Genomic DNA, 24,707 nt, shown 5'->3' with positions numbered 1-24,707 from the left:
CGCCGCCGCGATGTCGCCTACATCGATGGGTCGGTTCAGCGCGTCGGGCCGACGGTCACCAACCGGTACAGCCACCATGGGCGCTCCGGCAGTTCGGGGCTGTAGACCCGCATGCTCATCGACCGCACCCGTCTCGTGGCGGGGTCGCGCACCTGCAACCGGCGGCGGGGGATGTCCTCGCCGCGCACCTCGGTGGTCCACATGCGATCCCAATCGGGGGAGCGGCGGCAACGCGCGGCGATCTCCTCGACGCGCTCGCGCGGCGCGAGCGGGGACAGGATGCGGAAGGCGTCGACGAGCAGGTGCGCTTCCACCGCCCAGTCCACCATCACCCGCCGGGCCGCCGCGTCGAGGAACATCCACTCCAGCACGTTCCCTCGGGCGACCGCACCCGGGAACGCGCGTTCGTAGGCGGAATTGGCTTCCACGAGATCCTGGGTGGGCATCCGCTGGAAGCACGCCGGGTCGGGCAGGCTGTGCAGGTCGGCCCGGTCATCGGGGGTCGGCACGTCGGGGCCGGGCCCAAAGGCCGCGGAGAAGAAGTCGGGCAGGCTCAGCACGACGATGTGCTTGCGGTACCAGATCGGCACCTCCAGTGCGTCGAACAAGCGTTGCAGCAGGGGCTGATTCGGCGCGACGGCGCCCGTTTCGATCTGGTCGAGCACCGCTTCGGTGAGGTCGGCGCGCGCGGCGAGATGGGCGGGTGTCAGCCCCGCGGCGAGGCGTCGTTCGCGCAGATAAGCGCCGATGCCAGTTGCCTTGCGCGTCACCTCGGGCACCTCTGCCGACATTTGTCGCGTCGAACTGTGCGAAGCGGGAGGTTCGGGTTGCCCCCCGGGAGCACGCAATCTACCGGAGAGGATCGGCGTCGAGCGGTGATCGAACGTCACGAATCGACAAATGTAGACGACAACGGCCCGGAGAAGTTCTCCGGGCCGTTGCCGTCACGGTTCGCGAAGCGTCAGAACGCGGCTTCGTCCAGCTCCATGATGTCGTTGTCCAGGTTGGACAGCACCGCGCGGGTGGCGGTCAGCTCCGGCAGGATGTTGCGGGCGAAGAACTGCGCGACCGCGATCTTGCCGTTGTAGAACGCCTCGTCGGCGCCGGTCGCGCCGTTGTCCAAGGCCGCGATGGCGACCTCGGCCTGACGCAGCAGCTGCCAGCCGATAAGCAGGTCACCGACCGAGAGCAGGAACCGAACCGAACCCAGGCCGACCTTGTACAGCTCGCTCGGCTGCTCCTGGGCGCCCATCAGGTGACCGGTGAGCGTGGCGGCCATGGCCTGCACGTCCTCCAGCGCGGTGGCCAGCAGCTTGCGCTCGCCCTTGAGCCGGCCGTTGCCCGCCTCGGAGTCGATGAACTTCTGCACCTGGCCGGCCACGTGGGCCAGCGCGACGCCGCGGTCGCGGGCGATCTTGCGGAAGAAGAAGTCCTGCGCCTGGATCGCGGTGGTGCCCTCGTACAGCGAGTCGATCTTCGCGTCGCGGATGTACTGCTCGATCGGGTAGTCCTGCAGGAAGCCGGAACCGCCGAGGGTCTGCAGCGACTCGGTCAGGTACTGGTAGGCCCGCTCGGAGCCGACGCCCTTGACGATCGGCAGCAGCAGGTCGTTGACCCGCGCGGCCAAATCGGCGTCCGCACCCGAAACCAGCTGCGCGACATCCTCGTTCTGGTGGGCGGCGGTGTACAGGTACACCGCGCGCAGGCCCTCGGCGTACGCCTTCTGGGTGGCCAGCGAACGACGGACGTCCGGGTGGTGGGTGATGGTCACGCGGGGCGCGGCCTTGTCGGTCATCTTGGTCAGGTCGGCGCCCTGGACCCGCTCTTTGGCGTAGTCCCGCGCGTTCAGGTAACCGGTCGACAGGGTCGCGATGGCCTTGGTGCCAACCATCATGCGGGCGTGCTCGATGACCTCGAACATCTGCGCGATGCCGTTGTGCACCTCGCCGACCAGCCAGCCCTTGGCCGGGATGCCGTGGCCGCCGAAGGTGACCTCGCAGGTGGCCGAGACCTTCAGGCCCATCTTGTGCTCGACGTTGGTGACGAAGACGCCGTTGCGCTCGCCCAGCTCACCGGTCTCGTGGTCGAAGTGGAACTTCGGCACGAAGAACAGCGACAGGCCCTTGGTGCCCGGCCCGGCGCCCTCGGGGCGGGCCAGCACCAGGTGCATGATGTTCGGGAACAGGTCGTCGGAGTCGGCGGAGGTGATGAACCGCTTGACGCCCTCGATGTGCCAGGAGCCGTCCTCCTGCTTGATCGCCTTGGTGCGGCCCGCGCCGACGTCGGAGCCCGCGTCGGGCTCGGTCAGCACCATGGTCGCGCCCCAGCCCTGCTCGGCGGCGATCTGCGCCCACTTCTTCTGCTCATCGGTGGCGTTGTTGTAGAAGATGTTCGCGAAGCCGGGACCGGCGGCGTACATGAAGGCGGCGGGCTGCGCGCCCAGGATCAGTTCGGCGATGGCCCAGTAGGCGGCGCGCGGGATCGGCAGGCCGCCCAGCTCCTCGGCGATGCCCAGCTTGTCCCAGCCGCCGTCCTGCAGGGTGCGGTAGCTCTTCTTGAACGACTCGGGCAGCGTGACCGTGTGGTTCTGCGGGTCGAAGACCGGCGGGTTGCGGTCGGCGTCGGCGAACGACTCACCGAGCGGACCCTCGGCCAGGCGACGCACCTCGTTGAGCATCTCCTTGACCGTGTCGGTGTCGAGATCGCCGTAGGCGCCGCTGTCCAGGATCGACCCGAGGCCGAGAACCTCGAAGAGGTTGAACTCCAGGTCGCGGACGTTGCTCTTGTAGTGACCCATTGTCAGTACTCACTCTCCGTTGAGTTGGTGCGGTCGGTATGGTTGCCGTTCCCGCCCGTTGTTCGCTCCACCGGGGTAGTCGTGCCGGTTTTCCGCATGCTACTCGCGGGTAACTTATGAAACATATTACCGGCCGGTAATGACTGCGCAAAGTGTCAAGCGGCCGAATGTGACGCGTTTTACAGTGTCTGATGGCCGCGACTTCGTCGCGGCGTGTTCGCGGCCCCTTTGTGGCTCGCGTCCGAGCGACCGCCGCTGGCGACTTCGTCGCGGACGCGGCGGCCACTCGGACGCGAGCCGGGCCGCGAACGGCGGATGCTCGGTCTCGCTTCGCTCGAAACCTGTGGTCCAGGTGCGCTGGGCGCGTTGGTCGCGGAGCTACTTACCAGGCGCGCGGTGGAAGTGGATGGCTGGCGGCTCGCCGTGGCTGCTGCTCCCTCGTCGCGGATGTGGTGACCCTCGGACGCGGGGCGGGGCGCGTCGGTTTCGGCGAGCGAACCAGGAGGACTCGAGTCGTCGAATCTCGGCACGCACTGTCGTTCGCTGATCAACTGCCCGAGTTGGCGGGGACCGTCGCGCACGGTCTCACCGGCCACTAGCTCCGATCTCGCGCATGAAGTCGAGAGTTCGCACGCTTACGCGCCCAGCGCACCGCCACCACGTCTTTCGAGCGAAGCGAGACCGAGCATCCGCGTTCGCGGCCCGGCTCGCGTTTGCGTGGCCGCCGCGTACGCGACGAAGGAGCAAGCGGCGGTCGCGCAAACGCGAGCCACAAAGGGGCCGCGAACACCCAGCGCCGAAGGCGCTGGAAAATAGAACAGTGCTGATCGAGACGAGTGCCGGGCCGGCTGAGGTCGAGCTCGAACAGCCGCGCAAGCCCGCGTTTCTGCTGGTGCTCACGCATGGCGCCGGGGGTGGGGTGGAGGCGAAGGACCTGCTCGCGGTGCGTGACGCGGCGTTGCGGCTGGGGGGTGGGGTCGCGCGGGTGGTGCAGCCGTATCGGGTTGCCGGGCGGCGGGCGCCTGGGTCGGCGGTGAAGCAGGACGAGGCTTGGCTGGAGGTCGTCGCGCGGTTGCGCGGGCGCAAGCGCATTCCGCTGATCCAGGGTGGGCGCAGCAACGGGGCGCGGGTGGCTTGCCGCACGGCCGTCGCGGCGCGGGTTCGTGGCGTCCTCGCGCTCTCGTTCCCCCTGCATCCGCCCGGTAAGCCGGAGAAGTCCCGGCGGGACGAACTGCTCGCTCCGGGAGACATCGAGGTGGTCGTCGTCAACGGGGCCAACGATCCGTTCGGCATTCCCGATCCGGCCGACGCCGCCGAAGTCCGGGTCATCCCGGGCCAGCCGCACGCGTTCCGCGCCGGCTTCGACTCGATCGCCGAGACCGTGACCCCGTGGCTGGAGCGCTGGTCCTGAGTTCCTACTCGGCCGGGCGGGTGGCGATGACCAGTGCGTCGATGGCGTCGCCCGTCTCGGTGGGCCGGTAGACGCGGTCGGCGATGCGCACCCGCACCTCGTTCGCCGCCGCGAGCGGGCCGAGGTCGGCCACGATGTCGTCGGGAGTGAACAGGATGGACGGGTCCTGCGGCCCGCCGCAGCCATCGGTGATGTTGGTGGTGTCGTGGCCGAGCACGAGCAGGGTGCCTTCCGGCGCCAGCAGTCCGGCCGCCTCGCGGACCAGCACACGGCGCTGCTCGGCGGGCAAATGCAGGAAGACCATCAACACCAGCTCGAACGGCCCGGTGATACCCGCCTCCGCCAGATCGGTGACGTCCGCGCACTGCCAGGTGATGCGACCGCGAACCGAGCGGGACAACCGCGAGGCCACGGTGCGGCCCTTATCGATGCCGACCTGGGAGTAGTCGACGGCGTGCACCCGCCAGCCGTGCGTAGCGAGCCACAACGTGTTGCGACCCTCGCCGCACGCCAAGTCCAGAGCGCGCGGGAACTCCGGCGCATCGCCCTCGGGCGTGGCGGCTTGCAGCGGCGCACGGCGTTCCAACCCGTAGACATGCTCCACCACGGTGTTGTTCGGCGGTGCGCCCCAGACCAATTCCGTTTGCGCGTAGCGCTCATCCCAGTCGGCCGCATCCATATTTCGAGTCTATTGATCGCGCGGCCCGCGCCCGGTGGGGTTGCGCGAGTCAGTCCGATACCTGCGAGAGCCAGTGCACCGGCGTGGTCTCCCGCACGTGGATCAGCACGTCGAACGCGTCGATGAGCGAGGAGAGCCGGATGTTGGCCGTGGCGTCGGCGGACGGGTCGTAGACGCCGCTGATAGTGCGCAACTTCGCCGGGCCGGTCAGCCAATCCTGGACCGGTCGCGGCGCCGCGGCGTGCAGATCCACGTAGTAGGCGGGCAATTCGACCTCGCCCAGCGCGGCATCGACCAGGTCGGGTTGCGGATCAGGGGCCACGGCCGCGCCGAGGTCGCCGTGATGGAAGCCGATGCCGACGGACCGGTATCCGTCGCCCAGCTCGGCGCGCAAATGGCTTCCGGCTCCGCGGAACTCGGCCGCGCCGAAGACGATCGGAAGGCTGGTGGTGTGCGCGATGCCGTCCCAGTAGACGATCTTGGCCCCGGTCGAGCGGTGCCATCGCAGCACGGTCTCGGCGGCGGGCCGCTCGTCGCGGGCGAATCCTTGGCTCGCGACGCTCCGGCGGTGGAAGTCGAGGATCAGGCGGGCGTGGGCGAGTGCCGTGGCCCGCTCGCCGGTGTCCGGCACCGCGGCGAGCAGCGCGAGGGCGTCTTCGGCGTGCTCGGCGAACGGGCGGCCGGGGTGGGTGCCCTGATGACGTTGGACATGTTCGTCGACTTGGTGGGCGGTGCGGATCGGCGCGAGGTGCGCCTCGATCGCGGCCAACCGGTCGGGAGCGGCGCGGCGCACGTAGCCGAGCACCGCGTCGTAGTCGCTCGGCTCGGCGCGAGGCGGTTCGACGCCGAAGACGCGCACCGGGTCCTGTGGATGCGCCAGGTTGTAGGCGCGCATCCAGCGCAGCGCGGTTGCCGATTCCGCGGTGCGCCACGGGCGCCAGGCTCCGGCGAGCACCGTTTCGGGATCGCCCTCGCCCGCGGTGACGAACCGGTCCCAGCGTTCGCCGGAACGCGCGCTGTCCTGGATGGCCAGCGCGCGGAAACCGTGCCGTTCGACCAGCGCGCGGAACAGTCGCTCGCGCACGCCGAAGGTCTGCCGGGAGAACCGCGTCGACTCACCGAGCCCGACCACAGTCGCGGGGGCGAGCCGCGCGAGCAAGGCTTCCAGTTCCGCGCCTGCCGCGTCCGGATCGGAACTGTCGATCGCGACGGCGTTGTCGCGCAACCAGGCGCGGACGTCGACGGTGGTGCTGAGCATGGTGCCTCCCGGAAGTGAACGATCCAACGCGATGCAGCCTCATACATGAACCATTGTTGAGGTCAAGCACCGCGTCGGATCGCCGGGTTCCGCGTCACAGCGTCGTGCGCATCAGCAGAACGTTGTACTGGCTGTGCACGGTGGTGAGGAAGTACAGATCGCGCCCGGTCTGGTACGGGAATATGGAAGGCGCGTAGGCGGTGGGCAACTCGCGGGTGTCGATCAGCACTTCGGGCTCACTCCACGGTCCTGCGGGCGCGGACGCGCGCCGCATCACCACGGAATTGAACCGATCGGTGGTCAGCGAAATGTATTGCCCCAGATAGGCGTTGTACATCACCGATAATTCGCCGACGCCGAACATGATGGGCGCCGCGGCATTCACGTTGCCCTTGCGCCACGCGCCGCCGTCCCAGTATTCGTATTCGGCGAGATTGCCGATGTCCTGCGCGCGCACGCGGGCGACATGGGCGGTGTGATTGCGTCCGGACCGCGTGCCGTATTCGTAGATGTATCCGCCGTCGGCGAGGAAGGCGTTCATCTGGAAGTTGGCGTTCCCGCCCTCGTTGGTGCGGCGGGTCTCCGGCAGCTCCGCCCAGGTCTCGCCGTTGTCGCCGGAGACGGCGAGGCCGGAGAAGTTGGTGCTCCACTGACCGACGTCGTCCCAGCTCTTCACCGACATCAGGCTCATGTATTGCACACCGTCGACGGCGATGCCCGCGGTGGGGATCCGGCTGATCTCCAGGAAGGGAATCTTCGGGCTGGCGATCAGATCGCGGGCCTGACCGAACATGTCGCGCACCACGCTGTCGAAGAAGATGCCATCGGCCGGATCGGTGGTGTGGCTGCGCAGCAGGATATTGCTGCGCCACGCCCACATGCTGCCCGCGAGCAGATTGGGGAACCCGACGCCGGCGGTGTCACCGAACGCGGTGAGCATTTCGCCGTGCCCGTTGTCCCACATGATGCCGAGATCGGTGCCGAGAACGTTGTAGGACTGGGTGTTGTTCGGGCTGGCCATGCCGGTCACCTGGAAGACCGCCTTGGTGCGGCCGAGCAGATTGGGCAAACCCGTGGTGCCGTTGAGCACCGGGATCGGATTGATGGCGTTCGGGTTCGCGATGGCGGGGGTAGAGGCCGTGAAGAGCAGAACCGAGGCGCCCGCCAGCGCCGATAGCAGGAAGGATGCGGTCTTGATCACTGTCTGTGAGCCCTCCGGTTTCTTCCCGAGAGCGGTGCGAAACACGGACGTCCCGCGATACACAGACCCTTCGCAGTGTGCCGCGCACCACTAGTCGACTGGCTGGCAAATCGTGCAAATGGTAGCAGCGGAACCGGGCGCGCGGAGGCTTCTCGCGCAGAATAGCAAATTCGTAGCTATTGTTCGGTGCGGCGGCTGCGCGCCTTGCGGAGAATCAGGGGAAGTTGGGTCGCGCGTTCGATGGCGAGGGTTCGCCGGGTGGATGCTCCCCAGGACTTCTCGAAGAGTCGCTTGGCGGCGGCGACCGCGTGCGGTGGCCGCGTCGCGAGGCGGTCGGCGAGTTTCTCGGCCTCCGCGACCGGGTCCGGCGTCAGGTCGGTGACCAAGCCGATCCGCGCGGCGTGGTTTGCGTCGACGAGGTCGGCGGTCATGGTGAGCAGGAGGGCTTTGTCCATGCCGATCAGTCTGGATAACGTTGCGGCGCCGGTCATATCGGGAATCAGGCCGTGCTTGGCCTCCATGACGGAGAACTCGGCGTCGGGGGTGGCGAAACGGACGTCGGCGGCGAGCGCGAGTTGCAGGCCGCCGCCGTAGCAGCGCCCGTGCACCGCGGCGATCACCGGCACGGGCAGGCGGCGCCATGCCCAGCACGCCTCTTGGAAGGCGTTGGTGCCGCGCCAGGGGAGCGGCACGAAGTTCCGCACGATTGCCAGTGGATTGCTCATCGCTGCGGCGATGTCCAGTCCGCTGCTGAAGCTGGGGCCGTTGCCGGACAAGATGACCGCGCGCACCTCGCTTCGACGGGCCACCAGCTTCGCGCTGGCAACCAGGTCGTGGAGCATGTCGATGGTCAGGCCGTTGTGCTTGTCCGGCCGGTCCAGCGTGACGTACGCGCGGTGGTCGTCGAACCGCACTGCGATGTGGGTGCCCATGGCCGAATCTTACTCGCGAGTCAGTTCTGCGGCGCGCGCTGTTGCCGTCGTCCCCGGCCTCTGTTCTAATCGGACCCGAGTTACCGTCAATGCTGACGGTTATGGAGCGGAGGACGCATGCTGCCAGCCGGAATGGACCCGAGGACGCCGGTGCTCGTCGGCGCGGGGCAGGTCGTACACCGACCGGGTGAGCCGGGTTTGCCCGGCCCCGTCGAACTCGCTGCCGAATCCCTGCGCCGCGCGGGCGCCGACAGCGGCGTCGGAGACCGATTGCTGCGCTCGGCCGATCTGATCGCCGCCGTCGCCCCGGTCAGCCGCCCCTACGGTGATCTTGGCGCGCTCGTCGCGGCCGAACTGGGCGTCAGCCCGAAAAGGACCGTGCAGTCGGTGCGTTTCGGCGGCGACGCGCCGCAGCGGCTGCTCAACGTGGTCGCGCAGGCCATCGCCGACGGCCGCTCGGAGGTCGCCCTGCTCACCGGAGCCGAAGCGGTGTACTCCGGTAACACCGCCGCCCGCTCCGGCGCGGCGGTGAACTGGCCCGAGCAGCCGGAAGGCGCGGCTCCCGACGAGATCATCGGCTCCGATCGCGGGCCGAACTCCGAGATGGAGACCGCCGCGGGCCTGTGGGGCCCGGTGTACTTCTACGCGCTGATGGAGACCGCCCTGCGCCGCAGGCTCGGGTCGAGCGAAGCCGCGCACCGGGAGCGGATCGGCGGACTGTGGTCGCGGCTGTCGGAGATCGCCGCGCGCAATCCGTACGCGTGGCAGCCCGCCGCGCAATCCGCCGCCGAACTCGTGACGCCCGCGCCGGCCAACCGGATGGTGTCGACGCCGTATCCCAAGCTGCTGGTCGCGAACCTGACCGTGGACTTGGGCGCCGGGCTCGTCCTGTGCAGCGCGGCGGCTGCCGACGCCGCCGGTGTGCCGCGGGAGCGGTGGGTGTTCCCGCACGCGGGCGCCACCGCCACCGACGAGTGGTTCGTCTCCGAGCGAGCGGACATGTCCCGCTCGCCCGCGATCGCCGCGGCGGGCGCGGCGGCGCTGGGCGCGGCGGGGATCGCGATCGACGATGTCGCGCACGTCGACCTGTACTCCTGCTTCCCCGTGGCGGTGCAGATCGCCGCCGAGGAACTCGGCCTGCCCATCGACGATCCGGCCCGGCCGCTGTCGGTCACCGGCGGTCTCACCTTCGCGGGCGGGCCGGGCAACAACTACACGACGCATTCGATCGCGACGCTGTCGGGCATTCTGCGCGCGGACCCCGGCGCATACGGCCTGGCGACGGCGCTCGGCTGGTACAGCACCAAGCACGGCGTCGGGGTGTATTCGACCGAGCCGCCGCGGCGGCTGTTCCGTGCGATCGAGGCGCAGGTGCCCGCGGCGCGGCGGGAACCGGCGCCCGGATACACCGGTCCCGCCACGGTCGAGGCGTACACCGTCGCCTACCGCAAAGGTTCCGCGCCGGAGCGTGCCGACGAGCCGGAAGCCGTTGTGGTGAGCGCACTGACGCCCGAGGGGACCCGCATACTGGTCCGGGCGTCGGATGACGGCACCCTCGCGGCGTTCACCGCGGGCGACCCGCTCGGCGCGGACGCCGAGATCGCCGCGGACACGTTCACCCTGTTCACCGAGAGGAGCGCCCGATGAACGACTCGGTCCTGATCGAGCGGCGCGAGGCCATCACCGTGCTGACGGTCAACCGTCCCGAGGCGCGCAACGCGATCAACCTCGCCACCGCGCAGGCCATCGAGGCCGCCGTCGACGAGTTCGAGGCCGACCAGGCGGCGCGCGTGCTGGTACTCACCGGCGCGGGCGGAACCTTCAGCGCCGGAATGGATCTCGTCGCCGCGTCGAAAGGCGAGATGCCGATGACGCAGCGCAGGGGCCCGCTCGGCATCACGGCGAAGCCACCGGCGAAACCGATGATCTCCGCGGTCGAGGGTTTTGCGCTGGCCGGTGGTTTCGAGCTGGCGCTCGCGGGTGACCTCATCGTCGCCGCGCGCGACGCGCAGTTCGGCATTCCCGAGGTCAAACGCGGCCTGGTGGCCGCGGGCGGTGGCGTGCTGCGCCTGACCCAGCGGTTGCCGCGCAGCACCGCCGCCGAGCTCGCCCTCACCGGAGGACGGATCGGCGCCGAGCGGCTCTACCAGCTCGGTCTGGTCAACCGGGTCACCGATCCCGGCGCTGCGCTGTCGGTGGCGCTGGAACTCGCCGCCGAGATCGTCGCCGCCGCACCGCTCGCGGTGGCCGCGAGCAAGCGCATCATCGACGAGTCGCCGGACTGGCCCGTCGCGGAGGGGTTCGCGAAGCAGGGCGAGATCGCCTTGCCCGCTCTGATCTCCAAGGACGCCGCCGAAGGCGCTCTGGCGTTCGCGCAGAAGCGCGAGCCCCAGTGGCAGGGCCGCTGACGGCGGGACATGTCCGGCAGCCGCAGGCGCAGCGCAGGGAGCGCATGCGCACACGGCTGCTGGACGCCGCGGTGGAGAGCCTGGTCGAGGTCGGTTACGCGGGCACGACCACGCTCGAGGTGCAGAAGCGGGCGGGTGTGCCGCGCGGAACGTTGCAGCACTATTTCCCGACCAGGGCCGACCTGCTGGCCGGCGCCGTCGAGCATGTGGCGCGTCGTCGATTCGACCAGCTGACCAGCGAATTCGAGGCGATCCCCGACGACGCGGACCGACTGGAGACGGCCGTCGAACTGACCATGCGGATGCTCAGCGGCCCGTCGTTCTGGGCGGCGCTGGAGATGTGGGTCGGCGCGCGGACCGACCCGGAGCTGCGCGCGGCGTTCCTGCCGCTGGAGGTTCGCCTGTTCGAGCTGATGCACACCAGCATTCGCGACAGTTTCCGGCGCGAATTCCCGGACGATCCCCGGGTGCCGACGATCACCGAGTTCACCATCGAGATCATGACCGGCCTGGCCCTGCGCGTGCTGCTCACCGGCGACTTGTCCCGCAACCGGCTGCTGCGGCATCGGTGGGGCAACGCTGTGCGCGTCCTGCTCGGCACGGCCTGCGCGGACACGTTGCTCGACCCGCCCGCCGACTGAACCGGGCGCTACCGCACCCGGGTGATCGTCTCGAGCAGCACTTGGGCGCACCCGGCCGGGTCGTCGAAGAACGGCGTGTGCCCGCTGCCGCGCAGCGTGACGTGCTCGGCGTCCGGCAGCACGCTGCGCGCCTTGCGGCTCTGCGTCGCGTAGGTGAGCAGGATGTCGCGGCTGCCCCAGGCTATGGTCACCGGGATGTCGGCCAGCGAGCCGAGTTCCGGTAGCCGGACGTCGGTGAACGAGGCGATGGCCTCATCGAAGCCCGCGGCGTCCGCCGCGCCGAGAGCGGTCTCCAGCGCCACCTTCGCATCCAGCGCCCACGGCTTGCCGAAGACCAGCGAGAGGAAGAGGGTCCGGCCCGCGGCGGTGCCGAGGACGGACGGCAGCGCGGGCCGCAGCTTGCGCGCCAGCGCCCGCGACTTGCCCAGCGACTGCTGGCACCACACGCGTCCCGCCGTGTCCCAGAACCCGATCGGGGAGTAGGCGGTCACCGAGCGAGCCAGCCCGCGAGCGCCCAGCTCCAGCGTGATCAGCCCGCCCATCGAGTTGCCCGCGAGATGCGGCTGTTCGATCCCTTGCGCGGCGAGGAATTCGGCGAGCGCGTCGGTGAGGTTGGGCACCGTGTTGTGCGCGAGCGGCTGCGTCGAACCGCCGAAGCCGGGCAGGTCGACGGCGATCACCTCGTACGACGTGGCCAGTGTGTCGATGATCGGCTCCCACACCTGCCACCGGCTTCCGACCCCGTGTACCAGCACGAGCGGGTCACCCGCGCCGACGCGGTGATGGTGCAACGTCGTCATGCGGCAACCCTAACAGCAGTCACCTGTCATCAGTTGGGATCGCGGGGTCGTTCGGCCGGTCGCCGCCGAGGGCTGGCGCCGGGGTCCGCGGCGTCGGTACGATAATTGGTATGGCAACGCGTAAGGTCACCCTTTCGCTGGACGAAGCCGCTTGGTCGTATGCCGAACAGGCGGCCGCTCGAGCGGGAATGTCGCCGTCGGCTTGGATCTCGAAGGCCGCGCGACGGGAGGCCGTGCGCACGGGGGTGGGTCCGGTGCCGGATGTGACCGCCGAGGCCGCCGCGGACGCGGCCGAGCTGGCGGCCGCCGAGGAGGCGATGCGTGCGTCGGGGTGAACTGTGGATCTACAACCCGCATGGTTCGCCGCGTCGCCGCACGGTCGTGCTCATCAGCAGTGACGGCATCAATGAATCGCCACGCCCCTGGCTCATCGCGGCCGAGGTGATCGAGGACGATCCGCGCGACATCCTCGCGGTTCCGGTGCAGGAACACGGCTGGGTGCACGCGGGCAACATCGGGCGCATCTTCCGCGGTTGGCTGGCCGAACGGGTGGACGTGGTGGACACCGAGACGCTGGAACGGCTCGACACCGCGTTGCGCGCGGCGATGGACCTGTAGCGAACTTGCCGCCCGTGGCTACCGCCGAACGCCGGACGGCATTATGGTGACCACGCCACCGACAGTGGTCAGTCGAGGAAGAGGAGTCAGGTGCGGATCTGCATGATCGCCGCGGCGCTGATCGCGCTGCCGGTGCTCGCGGCATGCGGCAGCGACAAGGACACGGCGGCGCCCACGGTGACGCAGGCCGATCTCGCCAAATCGCTGCAGGACAAGGGCCTCAAGAACAAGCAACTGGCCGAATGCGCCGCGAAGGTGTTCGTCGACCAGGGCATCTCGCAGGCCGGACTGCGGATCATGATCAGCGACGAGTACGACACCAAGTCGCCCAACCAGGAAACGCTGGGGATGAGCAAAGAGGACGCGGACAAGGCGCGCGCCGCCAGCGGTCGCATCGCCAGCGAGTGCATGTCGGCGGCCCAGACGCGTTGAGCTCCTGGGCCCGGCGGCGCGGTCGGCCTTTCGCGTAGCGAGGCGGTGCGGCAGACCGTACGCTGTCGCTACGTCGACGCGGGTGTCGACCAGAAGCCGAGGATCCGACCGTGTCACAGCCGTCTTTTCCGACCTCGCCGAGCCCGGTGGGATCCCCTGCGACGCAACCGATCACCCCGTCCGGCCGCTGGTTCGCGCTGGGTGGTGTATTGATCGGCGTCGGCATCATCGGCGGGATCATCCTCGGCGCTTTCGGCTTCCTGCAGACCTCGGGCCGGATCGACGACTTCCAGCGGGTCAAGGTGCCCGGCTCCGGGGTGGTGAACTTGGCGGAGTCCGGTGGCTACACCGTGTACCTCGAGTACTCGGGGGCATCGTCCCGTGGACCCTCCGGCACGGTCAACCTGCGAGTGCTCGATCCAGAGGGCAAGCATGCGGAGTTGCGGAAGTACGACGCGACCGTCACGTATTCCTTCGGTAGTCACGAAGGACGGGCCGGGTTCTCGTTCGATGCCGCGAAGCCGGGCGCCTACCGCGTGACCACAGCGGGTAGTTCCGAGGTGACGGTCGCCATCGGCCAGGGGCTCGGCTCGTCGTTCGTCGGCACCCTGCTCGGCGCGCTCGCTCTGGGCTTCGGCGGTGTGGTGCTCGGCGTGCTGGTGATCGTGGTGGTGGCGGTCAAGCGAAGTGCGAACAGGCGCGAAGGCGCGGGATTCCCGGGACAGCCGGTCGGATACTGAACGGCGCGGACGCATCCCTGGCCGCGCGCATCACAGCGCGACGGTGAGTTCGATGCGCGCGGCCGATCCGGCCTCGAGCCCCTCCGCGACCCGCACCGCTTTCTTCATCGGCAGGACATAGGTCGCTCGCGACTTGTCCGGAAACAGCGAAGTGGACCACCGGGAACCGCCGACGACCACATGCACCCGCACCGCGCCGAATCCGCCGGAGCGATGCGCGTACCGCTCCTCGATCTCATCGGCCACGTCCTCGGGCAGCGAGACGAAATGCTTCCGCACGGCGACGAACTTGGCTCGCGCGGCGACGGCATCTCCGCGCGTCGGCGACTATTTCGATCGCGCTGCGCGCAACCCGTGAGCGACCGGCCGCGGTGCGCGATGGTGGGCTGATGACGACCACCGAGGCGAAATCCACCACCGATGCCGAACTGGATGCGATCTTCGGCCCGATCTTCGACCGGATCGCCCAGGGAGCCGTGACCCGAGAAATCGACCGCACGCTGCCCTACGACGAGGTCGGACTGCTGCGCGCGGCGAAATTCGGCGCGCTGCGCGTTCCGGTCGAGTTCGGCGGCTACGGCGTCACGGTTCGGCAGCTGTTCCGGTTGCTCATCGAACTCGCCGCCGCGGAATCGAATCTGCCGCAGGCGCTGCGGGTGCACTTCTCGTTCGTCGAGGACCAACTGCTGGCGGAGGAGGGGCCCGAGCGGGAGCGCTGGCTGCGCGCGGTGGCCGAGGGCACGCTGGTGGGCAACGCGATCACCGAACCCGGTGCGGGCGCGGTTGACCGCTACCGCACCACGCTGACCCGCGACGGCGAGCGTTGGCTGCTCAACGGTGTGAAGTACTACAGCACGGGTTCGCTGTACGCCGACTACATTCTGGCCGCCGCCGACCGCGAGGGCGAGCGCGTCGGGGTGCTGGTGGACGCGAACGCCGAGGGAGTGCGCCAGCACGACGACTGGGACGGCTTCGGCCAGCGGCTGACGGCCAGCGGGACAACGGAATTCACGGATGTGGCGGTGACCGAGGACCGCATTCTCGGCCCGGGCTACGGCGCGCCCGGCCCGACCTACGCGACCTCCTACCTGCAACTGGTCCAGCTCGCGGTGCTGGCGGGTATCGCCAAGCGCGCCGAACGCGACGTCCGGGAGTGGGTCGCGGCGCGCACCCGCGGCTACACGCACTCCGCCGCCGACCTGCCGCGGCACGATCCGCTGGTGCAACAGGTGATCGGGCGGCTGTCGGCCGCCGCGTTCGCCGCCGAAGCCAGCGTGCTCGCCGTCGCCGATGTGCTCGACGCGGTGCTCGCGGGCGGCGCGAAGGACGAGAGCGCGGTGGTGGCGGCCGAACTCGCGGCGGCTCGGGCGCAGCTGGCAGTCATCGAGCTGGTGCTGCCCGCCACCTCGCTGCTGTTCGAAGTGGGTGGCGCTTCGGTCGTTTCCGAAAAGCTGCGGTTGGACCGGCACTGGCGCAACGCCCGCACCATCTCGGTGCACAACCCTGCGATCCAGAAGGCGCGGGCGATCGGCGACCACCTGCTCAACGGCGCCGATCTGCCGTTCGCGTGGAGCGCGGGCGAACGCACCCCGGGCGCGGGAGATGCGCGGTGACCCGCCGGATCCGGTTCAACGCCTTCGACATGAACTGCGTCGCCCACCAGTCCCCCGGACTGTGGCGGCATCCCGACGACCAGTCGCACCGCTACAAGGAACTGGGCTACTGGACCGAGCTGGCGCAGCTGCTGGAACGCGGCCGCTTCGACGGCATCTTCATCGCCGACGTCCTGGGCACCTACGACGTCTACGGCGGCAACGACATCGCCGCGCTGCGCCAGGGGGCGCAGATCCCGGTGGCCGACCCGCTGCTGCTGGTCTCGGCCATGGCGGCGGTGACGGAGCATCTCGGGTTCGGCATCACCACCGGCACCGGATTCGAGCACCCATACCCGTTCGCGCGGCGGCTGTCCACGCTGGACCATCTGACCAAAGGCAGGCTCGGCTGGAATGTGGTGACCGGCTATCTGCCGTCGGCCGCGCGCAATTTCGGCGCCGCGGACCAGCTCGACCACGACGAACGCTACAACCAGGCCGACGAGTACCTCGAGGTGCTCTACAAGCTGTGGGAAGGGTCGTGGGAGGACGACGCGGTGGTCCGCGACGCGGCCGCGGGCGTCTACGTGGACCCGGCCAAGGTGCACCACATCGGCCATCGCGGCACGCACTACACGGTGCCCGGCATCCACCTCTCGGAGCCGTCGCCGCAACGCACGCCGGTGATCTACCAGGCGGGAGCGTCGCCGCGCGGGGTGCGGTTCGCGGCCGAGAACGCCGAGGCGATCTTCATCGCCGGTCCGTCCAAACGGGTCCTCGCGCAGACGGTTTCCCGGATCAGGGACGCGCTGGAGGCGGCGGGCCGTTCCCGGGACGCGGCGCGCGTCTACGCGCTCGCGACGATCGTCACCGACGCAACCGACGAGGCGGCGCGGCGCAAGCACGAGGAGTATCTGTCCTACGCGAGCGTCGAAGGCGGGCTGGTGTTCATGTCCGGCTGGATGGGCATCGATCTGTCCCGCTACGACCTCGACGACCCGATCGGCCAAGTCGAGAGCAACGCGATCCGGTCGGCAGTCGCGGCGTTCCAGGAATTCGATGACGACGGGCGGGAATGGACCGTCCGCGACATCGGCAAGTGGGCCGGTATCGGCGGTATGGGACCGGTGTTCGTCGGTTCCGGGGAGACGGTCGCCGACCTGCTCCAGGAGTGGGCCGCCGAAACCGACTTGGACGGCTTCAATCTGGCTTACGCGATCACACCGGGAACGTTCGAGGACATCGTCCGGCACGTGGTGCCGGTGCTGACCGCCCGAGGCGCGTACGCCCCGGAGTACACGCCGGGCACACTGCGCAACGCCCTGTTCGGCGCGGGGGATCGATTGCCCGCCGACCACCGTGGCGCGAGCTACCGGCTGGGCGGTACGGGATCGACGGCTGTGCCGGACGCCGTCTCGCGGCCGGGAGCGACGGTCGAGGCGAACTCCTGACGTGCTCGGACGGCGCCGGAGCCCTGGTGGCCCGGCGCCTTCGCGCGTTCCGGCCGAATCAGATCGCGGCGAGGAATATCTCGGCCACCGCTTCCAGCCCCGCCCGATCGATTTCGTCGAAGCGCTCGGGCAGCGGACTATCGAGGTCGAATACTCCGATCAACGCATCGTTCCGGACCAGCGGGACGACTATTTCCGAACGTGTGTCGCCGTCGCACGCGATGTGTCCTTCGAATGCGTGTACGTCGGGCACGAGTTGGGTTGCCCTGGCCTGCGCCGCGGTGCCGCATACACCTTTCCCCAACGCGATGCGCACGCACGCGGGTTTGCCTTGAAATGGACCGACGACCAGTTCCCGGCCGTCGTAGAAATAGAAACCCACCCAATTCACATCCGGTAGCGCGTGGAATACCAGCGCGGCGAGATTGGCGGCGTTGGCGATGCGGTCGGTTTCGCCCGCGACCAGCGCTTCGGCCTGGGCGGCCAGCTGGCGGTACTGCTCGGTGCGGTCTCCGGTGAGTTCGGCGACGACGAACGACATGGGCCGAATGGTACGCGCTGGGAATTCGCTGTCTGCCCATTGATTCTCGGTGATCGCAACACTCGGCGGGCGCGGTGCGGCCATCGCATCATCCCTGCATGACTTCGCAGCAATCCGTATCCCGTTCCACTCGTTCGGCCGCGGTTATCGGCGCCGGACAGACCGGCGTCACTGCGGCGCTGGGACTTCTCGACGCCGGTTTCGACGTCACCCTCTACAGCGAGCGCGATCAGCGCGCTTTGCGCGACGACGTGCCCGCCACCGGCACCGCGCTCGAATTCGGTGAGACCCAGCAGGCCGAGGCCGCGCTCGGATTGGACAGCTACACCTCGCGCGCGCCGAGGCACACCGGCTTGAGCGTGCGCATCGCGGGACCCGGCCCCGAGCGCCCCGAATTGATCCAATTCGACGGGCATTTCGACGGATACGTCGGCGTCGCGGTGGACACGCGGCTCAAGGCCGACGAACGGCTCACCGCGTTCCTGGAGCGCGGCGGCCGGTTCGTGGTCGATCAGGTGACGCCGGAGACGCTCGACGGCATCGCCGCCGCCAACGACCTCACCCTGGTCGCGACCGGTCGCGGCGGCCTGTCGGACCTGTTCCCCGTCGACGCGCAGCGCACGCCCTACGACGCGCCGCAGCGCAAGCTGCTCACCGTCGTCGTCACCGGACTCGGCCACGACCAGAACGTCTTCGCTCATCGCAGCGTGGCCGGCGGCGCGCACAGCGGCTTCTCCATCCTCGCCGATCAGGGCGAGGGCTGGTGGGGCCCGTACCTGCACAAGGACGCCGGGCCGAGCTGGGCCTTCCTCGGCTGGGCGCGCCCGGGCAGCGACTGGGAGAAGCGTTTCGCCGCGGCCGATTCCGCCGAATCGGCGCACCGGATCGTGCAGGACCTCTACCGCGACTACATCGAGTGGGACCTGCCGGAGGTGCTGGCCACCAAAACCATCCCCGAGGACCCGCACTCCTGGCTGAAGGGCGCGGTGCGCCCGGTCGTGCGGTCGGGTGTCGGGCGCACCGCGGGCGGGCACGTGGTCGCCGCGCTGGGCGACACCGCCATCGCCTACGACCCGATCGCCGGACAGGGCGCGCAGAGCGGCCTGATCCAGGCGCAGCGGCTGGTCGCGGCGGCGGCCGTGCACGAAGGACCGTTCGACGAGGCGTGGATCGAGAAGCAATACGCCGCGTTCCTGGCCGCGCGCGCCGACGCGGCGAACAAGGTGACCAGGTTGTTCCTCAGCGATCCCGAGCTGGCCGAGGTCGGCAACGCGTTCTTCGCCGCGGCGGCCGTCGATCCGGCGTTCGCTTCGGCGCTGGTCGGCCTGCTGCACCGGCCGCAGCCGTTCCTGCCGGTCGACTCGCCGGAAGCGGTCAACGAGTTCATCACGCGGGTCACCGGCGAGGACGCCGCCGCGCTGCTGGGCCGCTTCGCGCCCGCGGGCAAGTTCGCCAGGTCGGGCTACTCGCCCGCGCTGGCCGACGCCTGATCTGAATCGCACAGATTCAAAACCTCGTCCCGTCCGGGGGCCGGTGCTGGAGTGGAAGGAGCGCCGGACGCATGCGTGGCGTCCGGCCTCCGATCCGACGGCTACCCCCGATAACCATGGAGCAGCTATGACCACGGAGCAGATCGCCGAGCAGATCCGGTTCGCCTACTGGGTGCCCAACGTCAGCGGGGGACTGGTCACCAGCGATATCGAACAGCGCACCAGCTGGGATTTCGAATACAACAAGAAGCTGGCGCGGACCGCGGAGAAGAACGGCTTCGACTACGCGCTGTCCCAGGTGCGCTACACCGCCTCCTACGGCGCGGAATACCAGCACGAATCCACCTCGTTCAGCCTGGCGCTGCTCGGCGCGACCGAACGGCTGAAGGTGATCGCGGCGGTGCATCCAGGGCTGTGGCATCCGGCGGTGCTGGCCAAGTTCGGCGCCACCGCCGACCATCTGTCCAACGGCCGGTTCGCCATCAACGTCGTGTCCGGCTGGTTCGCGGGCGAGTTCACCGCGCTCGGCGAGCCGTGGCTCGAGCACGACGAGCGCTACCGGCGCAGCGCCGAATTCCTCGAGGTGATCCGCAAGATCTGGACCGAGGACAACGTGAACTACGGCGGCGACTTCTACCGCATCCGTGACTTCACCCTGAAGCCGAAGCCGCTGAACACTCCCGAGCGGCCGAATCCCGAACTCTTCCAGGGCGGCAACTCGACCGCCGCCCGGCGCAACGGCGGCCGCTACGCCGACTGGTACTTCTCCAACGGCAAGGACTTCGACGGCGTCACCGAACAGCTCGACGACCTGCGCGCCGTCGCCCGCGCCAACGACCGCGAGGTGAAATTCGGGCTCAACGGCTTCATCATCGCCCGCGACACCGAGAAGGAAGCCCGCGACACCCTGCGCGAGATCATCGAGAAGGCGAACAAGCCCGCCGTGGAGGGTTTCCGCGACGCGGTGCAGCAGGCGGGCGCGTCCACCCAGGACCGCAAGGGCATGTGGGCCGACTCCACCTTCGAGGACCTGGTGCAGTACAACGACGGTTTCCGCACCCAGCTGATCGGCACGCCGGAGCAGGTGGCCGAGCGGATCGTCGCCTACAAGCAGCTCGGCGTCGACCTGATCCTCGGCGGCTTCCTGCACTTCCAGGAGGAGATCGAGTACTTCGGCGCGAAGGTGCTCCCGCTGGTGCGCGAACTGGAAGCCGCGCAGCGGCCCGTCGCGGCGGTGAACTGATGACCGCGGTCGCCGCCGATCGCATCCTGTCGGCGGCCCAGGCGTTCGCGGTCGCCCAGCGGCTTGCGGCCGGCTTCGCGCCGGGCGCCGCCGACCGCGACCGGGAGCGTGCGCTGCCGTACGCGGAGGTCGATCGGTTGGCGGCCAGCGGTCTGCTCGCGATCACCGTGCCCGCCGCGCACGGCGGCGCGGATCTGCCGCCGAGCGCGGTGGCGGAAGTGACGCGAATTCTCGCCACCGCCGACCCCAATATCGCGCAGATCCCGCACAGCCACTTCGTGTATGTGAACCTGCTGCGGCTCGCGGGTACGGCGCAGCAGCAAGAGCGGTACTTCGGGCGGGTGCTCGACGGCGGGCGCATCGCCAACGCGCAGTCCGAGCGCGGCGGCGCGACCGTCGCCGACATCGCCACCACCTTGCGGCCGGTCGGCGACCGGTTCCGGGTGGACGGCGTGAAGTACTACTGCACCGGGTCGCTGTTCGCCGACCTGTTCGCGGTGCTGACCCGGCTGGACGATCCGGAAGGGCGCGGCGGGCTCGAGCCTGGCGAGTACATCGTCTACCTGCCCGCCGACACTCCCGGCGTGCGCGTCGTGGACGACTGGAACGGGATCGGGCAGCGCACCACCGGCAGCGGAACGGTGTCCTTCGACGGGGTGCTCGTCGACCGTGACCAGGTGATTCCCCGCTCCGGCGCGGTGCGAGCGCCCACCGGCTACGGCGCGTTCGCGCAGTTGCTGCACGCCGCGATCGACACGGGCATCGCCCGGGGCGCCCTCACCGCCGCGACGGAATTCGTGCGCACGAAGAGTCGTCCGTGGTTCGAGGCCGGAGTCGCGAACGCGGTGGACGACCCGCTGTTGATCCAGCGCTTCGGTGAATTGTCCGTCGCGGTGACCGCCGCGGAGGCGACCCTCTCCTCGGCCGGATGGACGTTGGACGCGGCCATCCGGATCGACCAGAGCGCCGCGAACGTCGCCCAGGCGTCGCTGGCCGTCGCGACCGCCAAAGTGCTCGCCGACCGCGCCGCCAACGACGTGTCCGCCGCGCTGTTCGAGGTCGCGGGAACGCGCAGCGCGGCGGCCGATCTCAATCTGCACCACTTCTGGCGCAACGCGCGCACGCATACCTTGCACGATCCGGTGCGCTGGAAATACCAGCACATCGGCCGGGCCTTGCTGCACGACGCCGCGCCCCCGCTTCACGGCGTGATCTGAAAGGAGACGAAATGACAGTCACTGTCGTCGTCGGAAATCCGAAACCCGCCTCACGCACGCTCACCGCGGCCACTCTGGTCGCGCGGGGATTGCGGCCTGAGGTGGAGCCCACCGTGATCGACCTGGTCGAGTTCGGTCCCGCGCTGCTCAGCTGGGGTGACCCCGGTGTGGCCGACGCGGTGCGCACTGTGGCCGGATCGGAACTCGTCGTTTTCGCCAGCCCCACCTTCAAGGCCACCTACACCGGGTTGCTGAAGCTGTTCCTCGAACAGTTCGAGGGCGGGACGGGTCTGGAAGGCGTGCTCGCGGTCCCGGTGATGCTCGGCGCGGGACCGGCCCACGCCCTCGCGCCGGATCTGTTGTTGAAGCCCGTGCTCGTCGAAATCGGCGCCACCGCCGCGTTGCCCGGGCTCTACCTGTCCGACCGCACGTTCGCCGAGGACGGCGTCATCGACCGGTACAGTGGTCGGTGGCGTTCGGTCGCCCAGGCACTGGCCCACAGCTCGAAGGCTGCGAATCATGCATGACCTGTTCGAATTTCCCGCCGACGGAGCCGGTCTGCGTCGCGCGTTCGCCAACTTCCCCAGCGGCGTCGTCGCCGTGTGCGCCGAAATCGACGGAACCCCGCACGGTCTCGCGGTGAGCACGTTCGTCCCCGTCTCCCTCGATCCGCCGCTGGTCTCGTTCTGCGTGCAGAACTCCTCGGCCACCTGGCCCAAACTCGCCGCCGCCAGCCACCTCGGCCTCAGCCTGCTCGGCACCGACCAGCAGGCCGCCGCCCGCTCGCTGGGCACCCGCGACGGCGACCGCTTCCGCGACATCCAACTGCACCGCGGCTCCGGCGACGCCGTGTTCATCGACGGTGCGTCCGCCTGGATCGAGGGCGTCCAGGAGGCCCACGTCCCGGCAGGCGACCACGCCGTCGTCATCCTCCGCATCCACCGCATCGCCACCCGCACCGACGTGGACCCACTCGTCTTCCACGGCAGCAAGTTCCGCCGGCTGCACGCCGAACCGGCGAACGGGGCGGCCTGAATCGCGGGTGCAATCCGCCCGATGACCGGATCGACAGCGCGTAGGGTTGACCCTCACACTGCTGTCGTCGGTCCTTGAGGTGGCCCATGGACGTCCCCGATCATCCGAGAGCTCTGAAACAGGAGCGAATTCGGAGAGAACGTGCCGCCGCACTCGGAGCGCCGCACGTTCGCGAGCTCAATCAGTTGATCGATCGCATCGGAGCGGATACCGGGTTCGGAAATCTGCCCTACATAGATCCGCTGTTCGGTGGCGTCGCGGCCGAGTTATTGTTCGTGCTCAAAGCGCCGGAGGGTGACGCGAGTCCCGATATCACCGGCAAACGGTTTCTGAGCTGGGACAACGACGATGCCGGTGCGGAGAATTTCTTCCGCACCTGCGACGAATACGGTCTCGACCGTCGGCGCTGCACCGCCTGGAACGCCTGCCCGTTTCCGATCGAGGGTAAGTCTCCCTCACGTTTCGAACTCGGTAGGGCCGAGCCGTACACACGTCGAATGCTCGGGCTCCTTCCACAGCTGCGAGTCGTCGTACTACTCGGCCGTCCGGCACAGCATGCCTGGAAGCGAATGTCTCTGACCAAACCGGACATCCATCTGGTGTGCGGAGCCTCGCCATCTCCGCCTGGCATCAACGATCCAGACAATCGCAGCAGATTCGAAGCGGCGATCCACACGGCCGTCCGGTTGCTCGACTGATGGCGCGGACGTTGCTCCGGCGGTCGCCGCTGTGCGAGGATCATGCGTCTTCCACGGAAAGGTCCGCCATGACGCTCGGGATGGTTCTCGGTGATTCCCCGCGCACTTCGGCGCGGGCGTAGACAGGCGACCTACTGACTCCTGTGCGATAGCCGCACAGGTCTTTCGCGACTCCGCGTCGAAGTGCTCTTCGTGCCCTTTGCACGTTCGATCACGAGGAGTACGCGGTGTCCACCGTTTCCTGGACCGAGGACAACACCTGCCCGACCGCCCGCTGGCATTCCGAAAATGGCGCGCTGCCACCCCGTTTTATCGTGGTGGTGGACGACTCGACGACCGCTGACGCGGCTTGCCGATCGGCGCGAGCGGGAACCGGCTTGCTGTGGCGTGGCGATTTCCACAACGCTCGGCAACTGCTGCGGGCGATGGGGCGACGGGTCGAGCGGAAAGTCGCGCCGGGTGGTGATCCGGCCGAGGCGTTCCGGCGGTATCGCGCGTCGCGTCGCAGGCGCGCGCACGTGCTCGGCAAGTTGCTCGTGGTTCTGGAAGACGATTATTCGCTGGCGTTGCGGCGCGCTCCCGACGTGCGGCGCGCGTGCACCGAGGCATACGGCGCGCCGCACGGACGCATGGTGGTCGCGCTCACCGAGTTGCTCGGCGTGCTGGGTGCGGCGCAATGGCGGGAGAAAGGCGTGTACGTGCCCGCCCTCAGGGAGCGGATTCATCCGCACTACGGCGTGTTCTCCCCGGTCCGCGGCGAGTACGTCGATCTGGTCGCGTCCGCGCCGCTACCCGCGCGGGTGGACAGCGCCTTCGATCTCGGTACGGGCACCGGCGTGCTCGCGGCCATCCTGGGCCGTCGTGGATTCCGGCGAATCATCGCCACGGACAACAATCCTCGCGCGCTGAGCTGTGCCCGCGCCAACCTCGATCGGCTGGGCCTGTCATCCGTCGCCGTGCATGGCCCGGCTCTCTTCCCGGATGGCAAGGCCGACCTCGTGGTGTGCAACCCTCCTTGGCTCCCTGGCACGCCTACCTCAGTCCTCGAAAGCGGTGTCTACGACGAGAACTCGTCCATGCTGCACGCCTTCCTCTCCGGCCTCCGCGCCCACTTGCGCCCCGGCGGCGAAGGCTGGCTGATCCTGTCCGACCTTCCCGAACATCTCGGCTTACGTCCCGTGGGCGCTCTCCGCGACCGCATCTCCGCCGCCGGCCTCCGCATCACCGCCCAACTGACCACCCATCCCACCCACCACCGAGCCCGTAACCCCAGCTCCCCCCTCCACAGCGCCCGCACCCGCGAGACCACCTCCCTGTACCGCCTGACCCCTAGTTGAGAGGCACAGACGGAGAGGGCACTCGCGATGCCCCGACCAAGCGTCGCGGCGATGTGCGCCCGCGCCGCGCTATGAGCATCGGCGTGGACGCGCCATCCTCGGTGGCGTTGGTGAGCCTGTGCCGGAGTTGGTGCAGCGTGAACGGCCGCGCTGCGTTCCCACGCTGTGATGCTCGAGCAGCGCGGC

Annotated in this window: 26 protein-coding genes; 17 read left to right on the top strand and 9 right to left on the bottom strand. The window is 69.1% G+C overall.

Annotated elements, in window-relative coordinates:
• Positions 1–35: 35 nt before the first annotated feature.
• Together U3653_RS01010 and U3653_RS01005 are read right to left on the bottom strand one after the other, a co-directional pair.
• Positions 36–770, bottom strand: a complete 735-nt coding sequence (locus U3653_RS01010) for a helix-turn-helix domain-containing protein (RefSeq protein WP_323124611.1) — start codon at positions 768–770, stop codon at positions 36–38.
• Positions 771–961: 191 nt separating this feature from the next.
• A complete protein-coding gene (locus U3653_RS01005; RefSeq protein ID WP_195080906.1) occupies positions 962–2,797 on the bottom strand; it encodes an acyl-CoA dehydrogenase in 1,836 nt (611 codons plus the stop codon).
• Between the two features lie 820 nt (positions 2,798–3,617).
• Here U3653_RS01005 and U3653_RS01000 point away from each other — a divergent pair.
• Entirely contained in the window at positions 3,618–4,208 is a 591-nt protein-coding gene (locus U3653_RS01000) for an alpha/beta hydrolase family protein (RefSeq protein WP_195080905.1), read from the top strand.
• Between the two features lie 4 nt (positions 4,209–4,212).
• Here U3653_RS01000 and U3653_RS00995 read toward each other — a convergent pair whose 3' ends face one another.
• The 4 genes from U3653_RS00995 to U3653_RS00980 form a co-directional block, all read right to left on the bottom strand.
• A complete protein-coding gene (locus U3653_RS00995) occupies positions 4,213–4,887 on the bottom strand; it encodes a class I SAM-dependent methyltransferase (protein WP_195080904.1) in 675 nt (224 codons plus the stop codon).
• Between the two features lie 49 nt (positions 4,888–4,936).
• Entirely contained in the window at positions 4,937–6,145 is a 1,209-nt protein-coding gene (locus tag U3653_RS00990) for an erythromycin esterase family protein (protein WP_195080903.1), read from the bottom strand.
• Between the two features lie 94 nt (positions 6,146–6,239).
• On the bottom strand, positions 6,240–7,346 hold the full coding sequence (locus U3653_RS00985; RefSeq protein WP_195080902.1) for a glycoside hydrolase family 183 protein: 1,107 nt from the start codon (positions 7,344–7,346) through the stop codon (positions 6,240–6,242).
• A gap of 176 nt (positions 7,347–7,522) precedes the next feature.
• Positions 7,523–8,278: a crotonase/enoyl-CoA hydratase family protein gene (locus U3653_RS00980; protein ID WP_195080901.1), complete on the bottom strand. Its 756-nt coding sequence runs from the start codon at positions 8,276–8,278 to the stop codon at positions 7,523–7,525.
• A 117-nt stretch (positions 8,279–8,395) separates the two neighbouring features.
• Between U3653_RS00980 and U3653_RS00975 the strand changes: the two genes are divergently transcribed.
• The 3 genes from U3653_RS00975 to U3653_RS00965 are packed head-to-tail and all read left to right on the top strand — an operon-like array spanning position 8,396 to position 11,327.
• Positions 8,396–9,925: an acetyl-CoA acetyltransferase gene (locus U3653_RS00975; protein WP_195080900.1), complete on the top strand. Its 1,530-nt coding sequence runs from the start codon at positions 8,396–8,398 to the stop codon at positions 9,923–9,925.
• Entirely contained in the window at positions 9,922–10,686 is a 765-nt protein-coding gene (locus U3653_RS00970; protein WP_195080899.1) for a crotonase/enoyl-CoA hydratase family protein, read from the top strand. Before U3653_RS00975 ends, U3653_RS00970 begins: the two co-directional genes overlap by 4 nt.
• A 44-nt stretch (positions 10,687–10,730) precedes the next feature.
• Positions 10,731–11,327, top strand: a complete 597-nt coding sequence (locus U3653_RS00965) for a TetR/AcrR family transcriptional regulator (protein ID WP_323124680.1) — start codon at positions 10,731–10,733, stop codon at positions 11,325–11,327.
• A gap of 8 nt (positions 11,328–11,335) precedes the next feature.
• Here U3653_RS00965 and U3653_RS00960 read toward each other — a convergent pair whose 3' ends face one another.
• Entirely contained in the window at positions 11,336–12,127 is a 792-nt protein-coding gene (locus tag U3653_RS00960) for an alpha/beta fold hydrolase (RefSeq protein WP_195080897.1), read from the bottom strand.
• Between the two features lie 110 nt (positions 12,128–12,237).
• Between U3653_RS00960 and U3653_RS00955 the strand changes: the two genes are divergently transcribed.
• From U3653_RS00955 to U3653_RS00940, 4 genes are all read left to right on the top strand, one after another.
• Complete coding sequence (locus tag U3653_RS00955; protein ID WP_039802891.1) at positions 12,238–12,462, top strand: hypothetical protein; 225 nt, start codon at positions 12,238–12,240, stop codon at positions 12,460–12,462.
• Positions 12,449–12,745: a hypothetical protein gene (locus tag U3653_RS00950; protein WP_195080896.1), complete on the top strand. Its 297-nt coding sequence runs from the start codon at positions 12,449–12,451 to the stop codon at positions 12,743–12,745. The genes U3653_RS00955 and U3653_RS00950 overlap by 14 nt, the downstream gene beginning before the upstream one ends.
• Before the next feature lie 102 nt (positions 12,746–12,847).
• On the top strand, positions 12,848–13,177 hold the full coding sequence (locus U3653_RS00945) for a hypothetical protein (RefSeq protein ID WP_245562771.1): 330 nt from the start codon (positions 12,848–12,850) through the stop codon (positions 13,175–13,177).
• Positions 13,178–13,287: 110 nt separating this feature from the next.
• On the top strand, positions 13,288–13,917 hold the full coding sequence (locus tag U3653_RS00940; RefSeq protein WP_195080895.1) for a hypothetical protein: 630 nt from the start codon (positions 13,288–13,290) through the stop codon (positions 13,915–13,917).
• Positions 13,918–13,947: 30 nt separating this feature from the next.
• Here U3653_RS00940 and U3653_RS00935 read toward each other — a convergent pair whose 3' ends face one another.
• Positions 13,948–14,196 carry a DUF1905 domain-containing protein gene (locus U3653_RS00935; protein ID WP_195080894.1) on the bottom strand — a complete coding sequence of 83 codons (249 nt, stop codon included), beginning with the start codon at positions 14,194–14,196 and terminating at the stop codon, positions 13,948–13,950.
• 110 nt (positions 14,197–14,306) lie between these two features.
• Between U3653_RS00935 and U3653_RS00930 the strand changes: the two genes are divergently transcribed.
• Together U3653_RS00930 and U3653_RS00925 are read left to right on the top strand one after the other, a co-directional pair.
• The gene (locus U3653_RS00930; RefSeq protein WP_195080893.1) at positions 14,307–15,530 is read left to right on the top strand and encodes an acyl-CoA dehydrogenase family protein; all 1,224 of its coding nucleotides are present in this window, start codon (positions 14,307–14,309) and stop codon (positions 15,528–15,530) included.
• Positions 15,527–16,960 (top strand): LLM class flavin-dependent oxidoreductase, encoded by a 1,434-nt coding sequence (locus U3653_RS00925; RefSeq protein WP_195080892.1) that lies wholly within the window; start codon positions 15,527–15,529, stop codon positions 16,958–16,960. Before U3653_RS00930 ends, U3653_RS00925 begins: the two co-directional genes overlap by 4 nt.
• 58 nt (positions 16,961–17,018) lie before the next feature.
• On the opposite strand, the gene U3653_RS00920 is transcribed toward U3653_RS00925, so the two are convergent.
• Complete coding sequence (locus U3653_RS00920) at positions 17,019–17,501, bottom strand: GAF domain-containing protein (RefSeq protein WP_195080891.1); 483 nt, start codon at positions 17,499–17,501, stop codon at positions 17,019–17,021.
• 98 nt (positions 17,502–17,599) lie between these two features.
• Between U3653_RS00920 and U3653_RS00915 the strand changes: the two genes are divergently transcribed.
• The 7 genes from U3653_RS00915 (at position 17,600) to U3653_RS00885 (ending at position 24,521) form a co-directional block, all read left to right on the top strand.
• Complete coding sequence (locus U3653_RS00915; protein WP_195080890.1) at positions 17,600–18,991, top strand: styrene monooxygenase/indole monooxygenase family protein; 1,392 nt, start codon at positions 17,600–17,602, stop codon at positions 18,989–18,991.
• Positions 18,992–19,118: 127 nt separating this feature from the next.
• Positions 19,119–20,234, top strand: a complete 1,116-nt coding sequence (sfnG, locus tag U3653_RS00910) for a dimethylsulfone monooxygenase SfnG (RefSeq protein WP_195080889.1) — start codon at positions 19,119–19,121, stop codon at positions 20,232–20,234.
• Positions 20,234–21,451 (top strand): SfnB family sulfur acquisition oxidoreductase, encoded by a 1,218-nt coding sequence (locus tag U3653_RS00905; protein ID WP_195080888.1) that lies wholly within the window; start codon positions 20,234–20,236, stop codon positions 21,449–21,451. Before sfnG ends, U3653_RS00905 begins: the two co-directional genes overlap by 1 nt.
• Before the next feature lie 11 nt (positions 21,452–21,462).
• The gene (locus tag U3653_RS00900; RefSeq protein WP_195080887.1) at positions 21,463–21,978 is read left to right on the top strand and encodes an NADPH-dependent FMN reductase; all 516 of its coding nucleotides are present in this window, start codon (positions 21,463–21,465) and stop codon (positions 21,976–21,978) included.
• Positions 21,971–22,486, top strand: coding sequence for a flavin reductase family protein (locus U3653_RS00895; RefSeq protein ID WP_195080886.1), 516 nt, complete (start codon positions 21,971–21,973; stop codon positions 22,484–22,486). The genes U3653_RS00900 and U3653_RS00895 overlap by 8 nt, the downstream gene beginning before the upstream one ends.
• Before the next feature lie 86 nt (positions 22,487–22,572).
• The gene (locus U3653_RS00890; RefSeq protein ID WP_195080885.1) at positions 22,573–23,184 is read left to right on the top strand and encodes a uracil-DNA glycosylase family protein; all 612 of its coding nucleotides are present in this window, start codon (positions 22,573–22,575) and stop codon (positions 23,182–23,184) included.
• 227 nt (positions 23,185–23,411) lie between these two features.
• Positions 23,412–24,521, top strand: a complete 1,110-nt coding sequence (locus U3653_RS00885) for a methyltransferase (protein ID WP_195080884.1) — start codon at positions 23,412–23,414, stop codon at positions 24,519–24,521.
• The last annotated feature ends 186 nt before the right edge of the window (positions 24,522–24,707 follow it).

The organism is Nocardia implantans, assembly GCF_035544775.1.
In the GTDB taxonomy this organism is placed as follows: Bacteria; Actinomycetota; Actinomycetes; order Mycobacteriales; family Mycobacteriaceae; genus Nocardia; species Nocardia implantans.
This window is presented reverse-complemented; position numbering and strand designations above follow the sequence as displayed.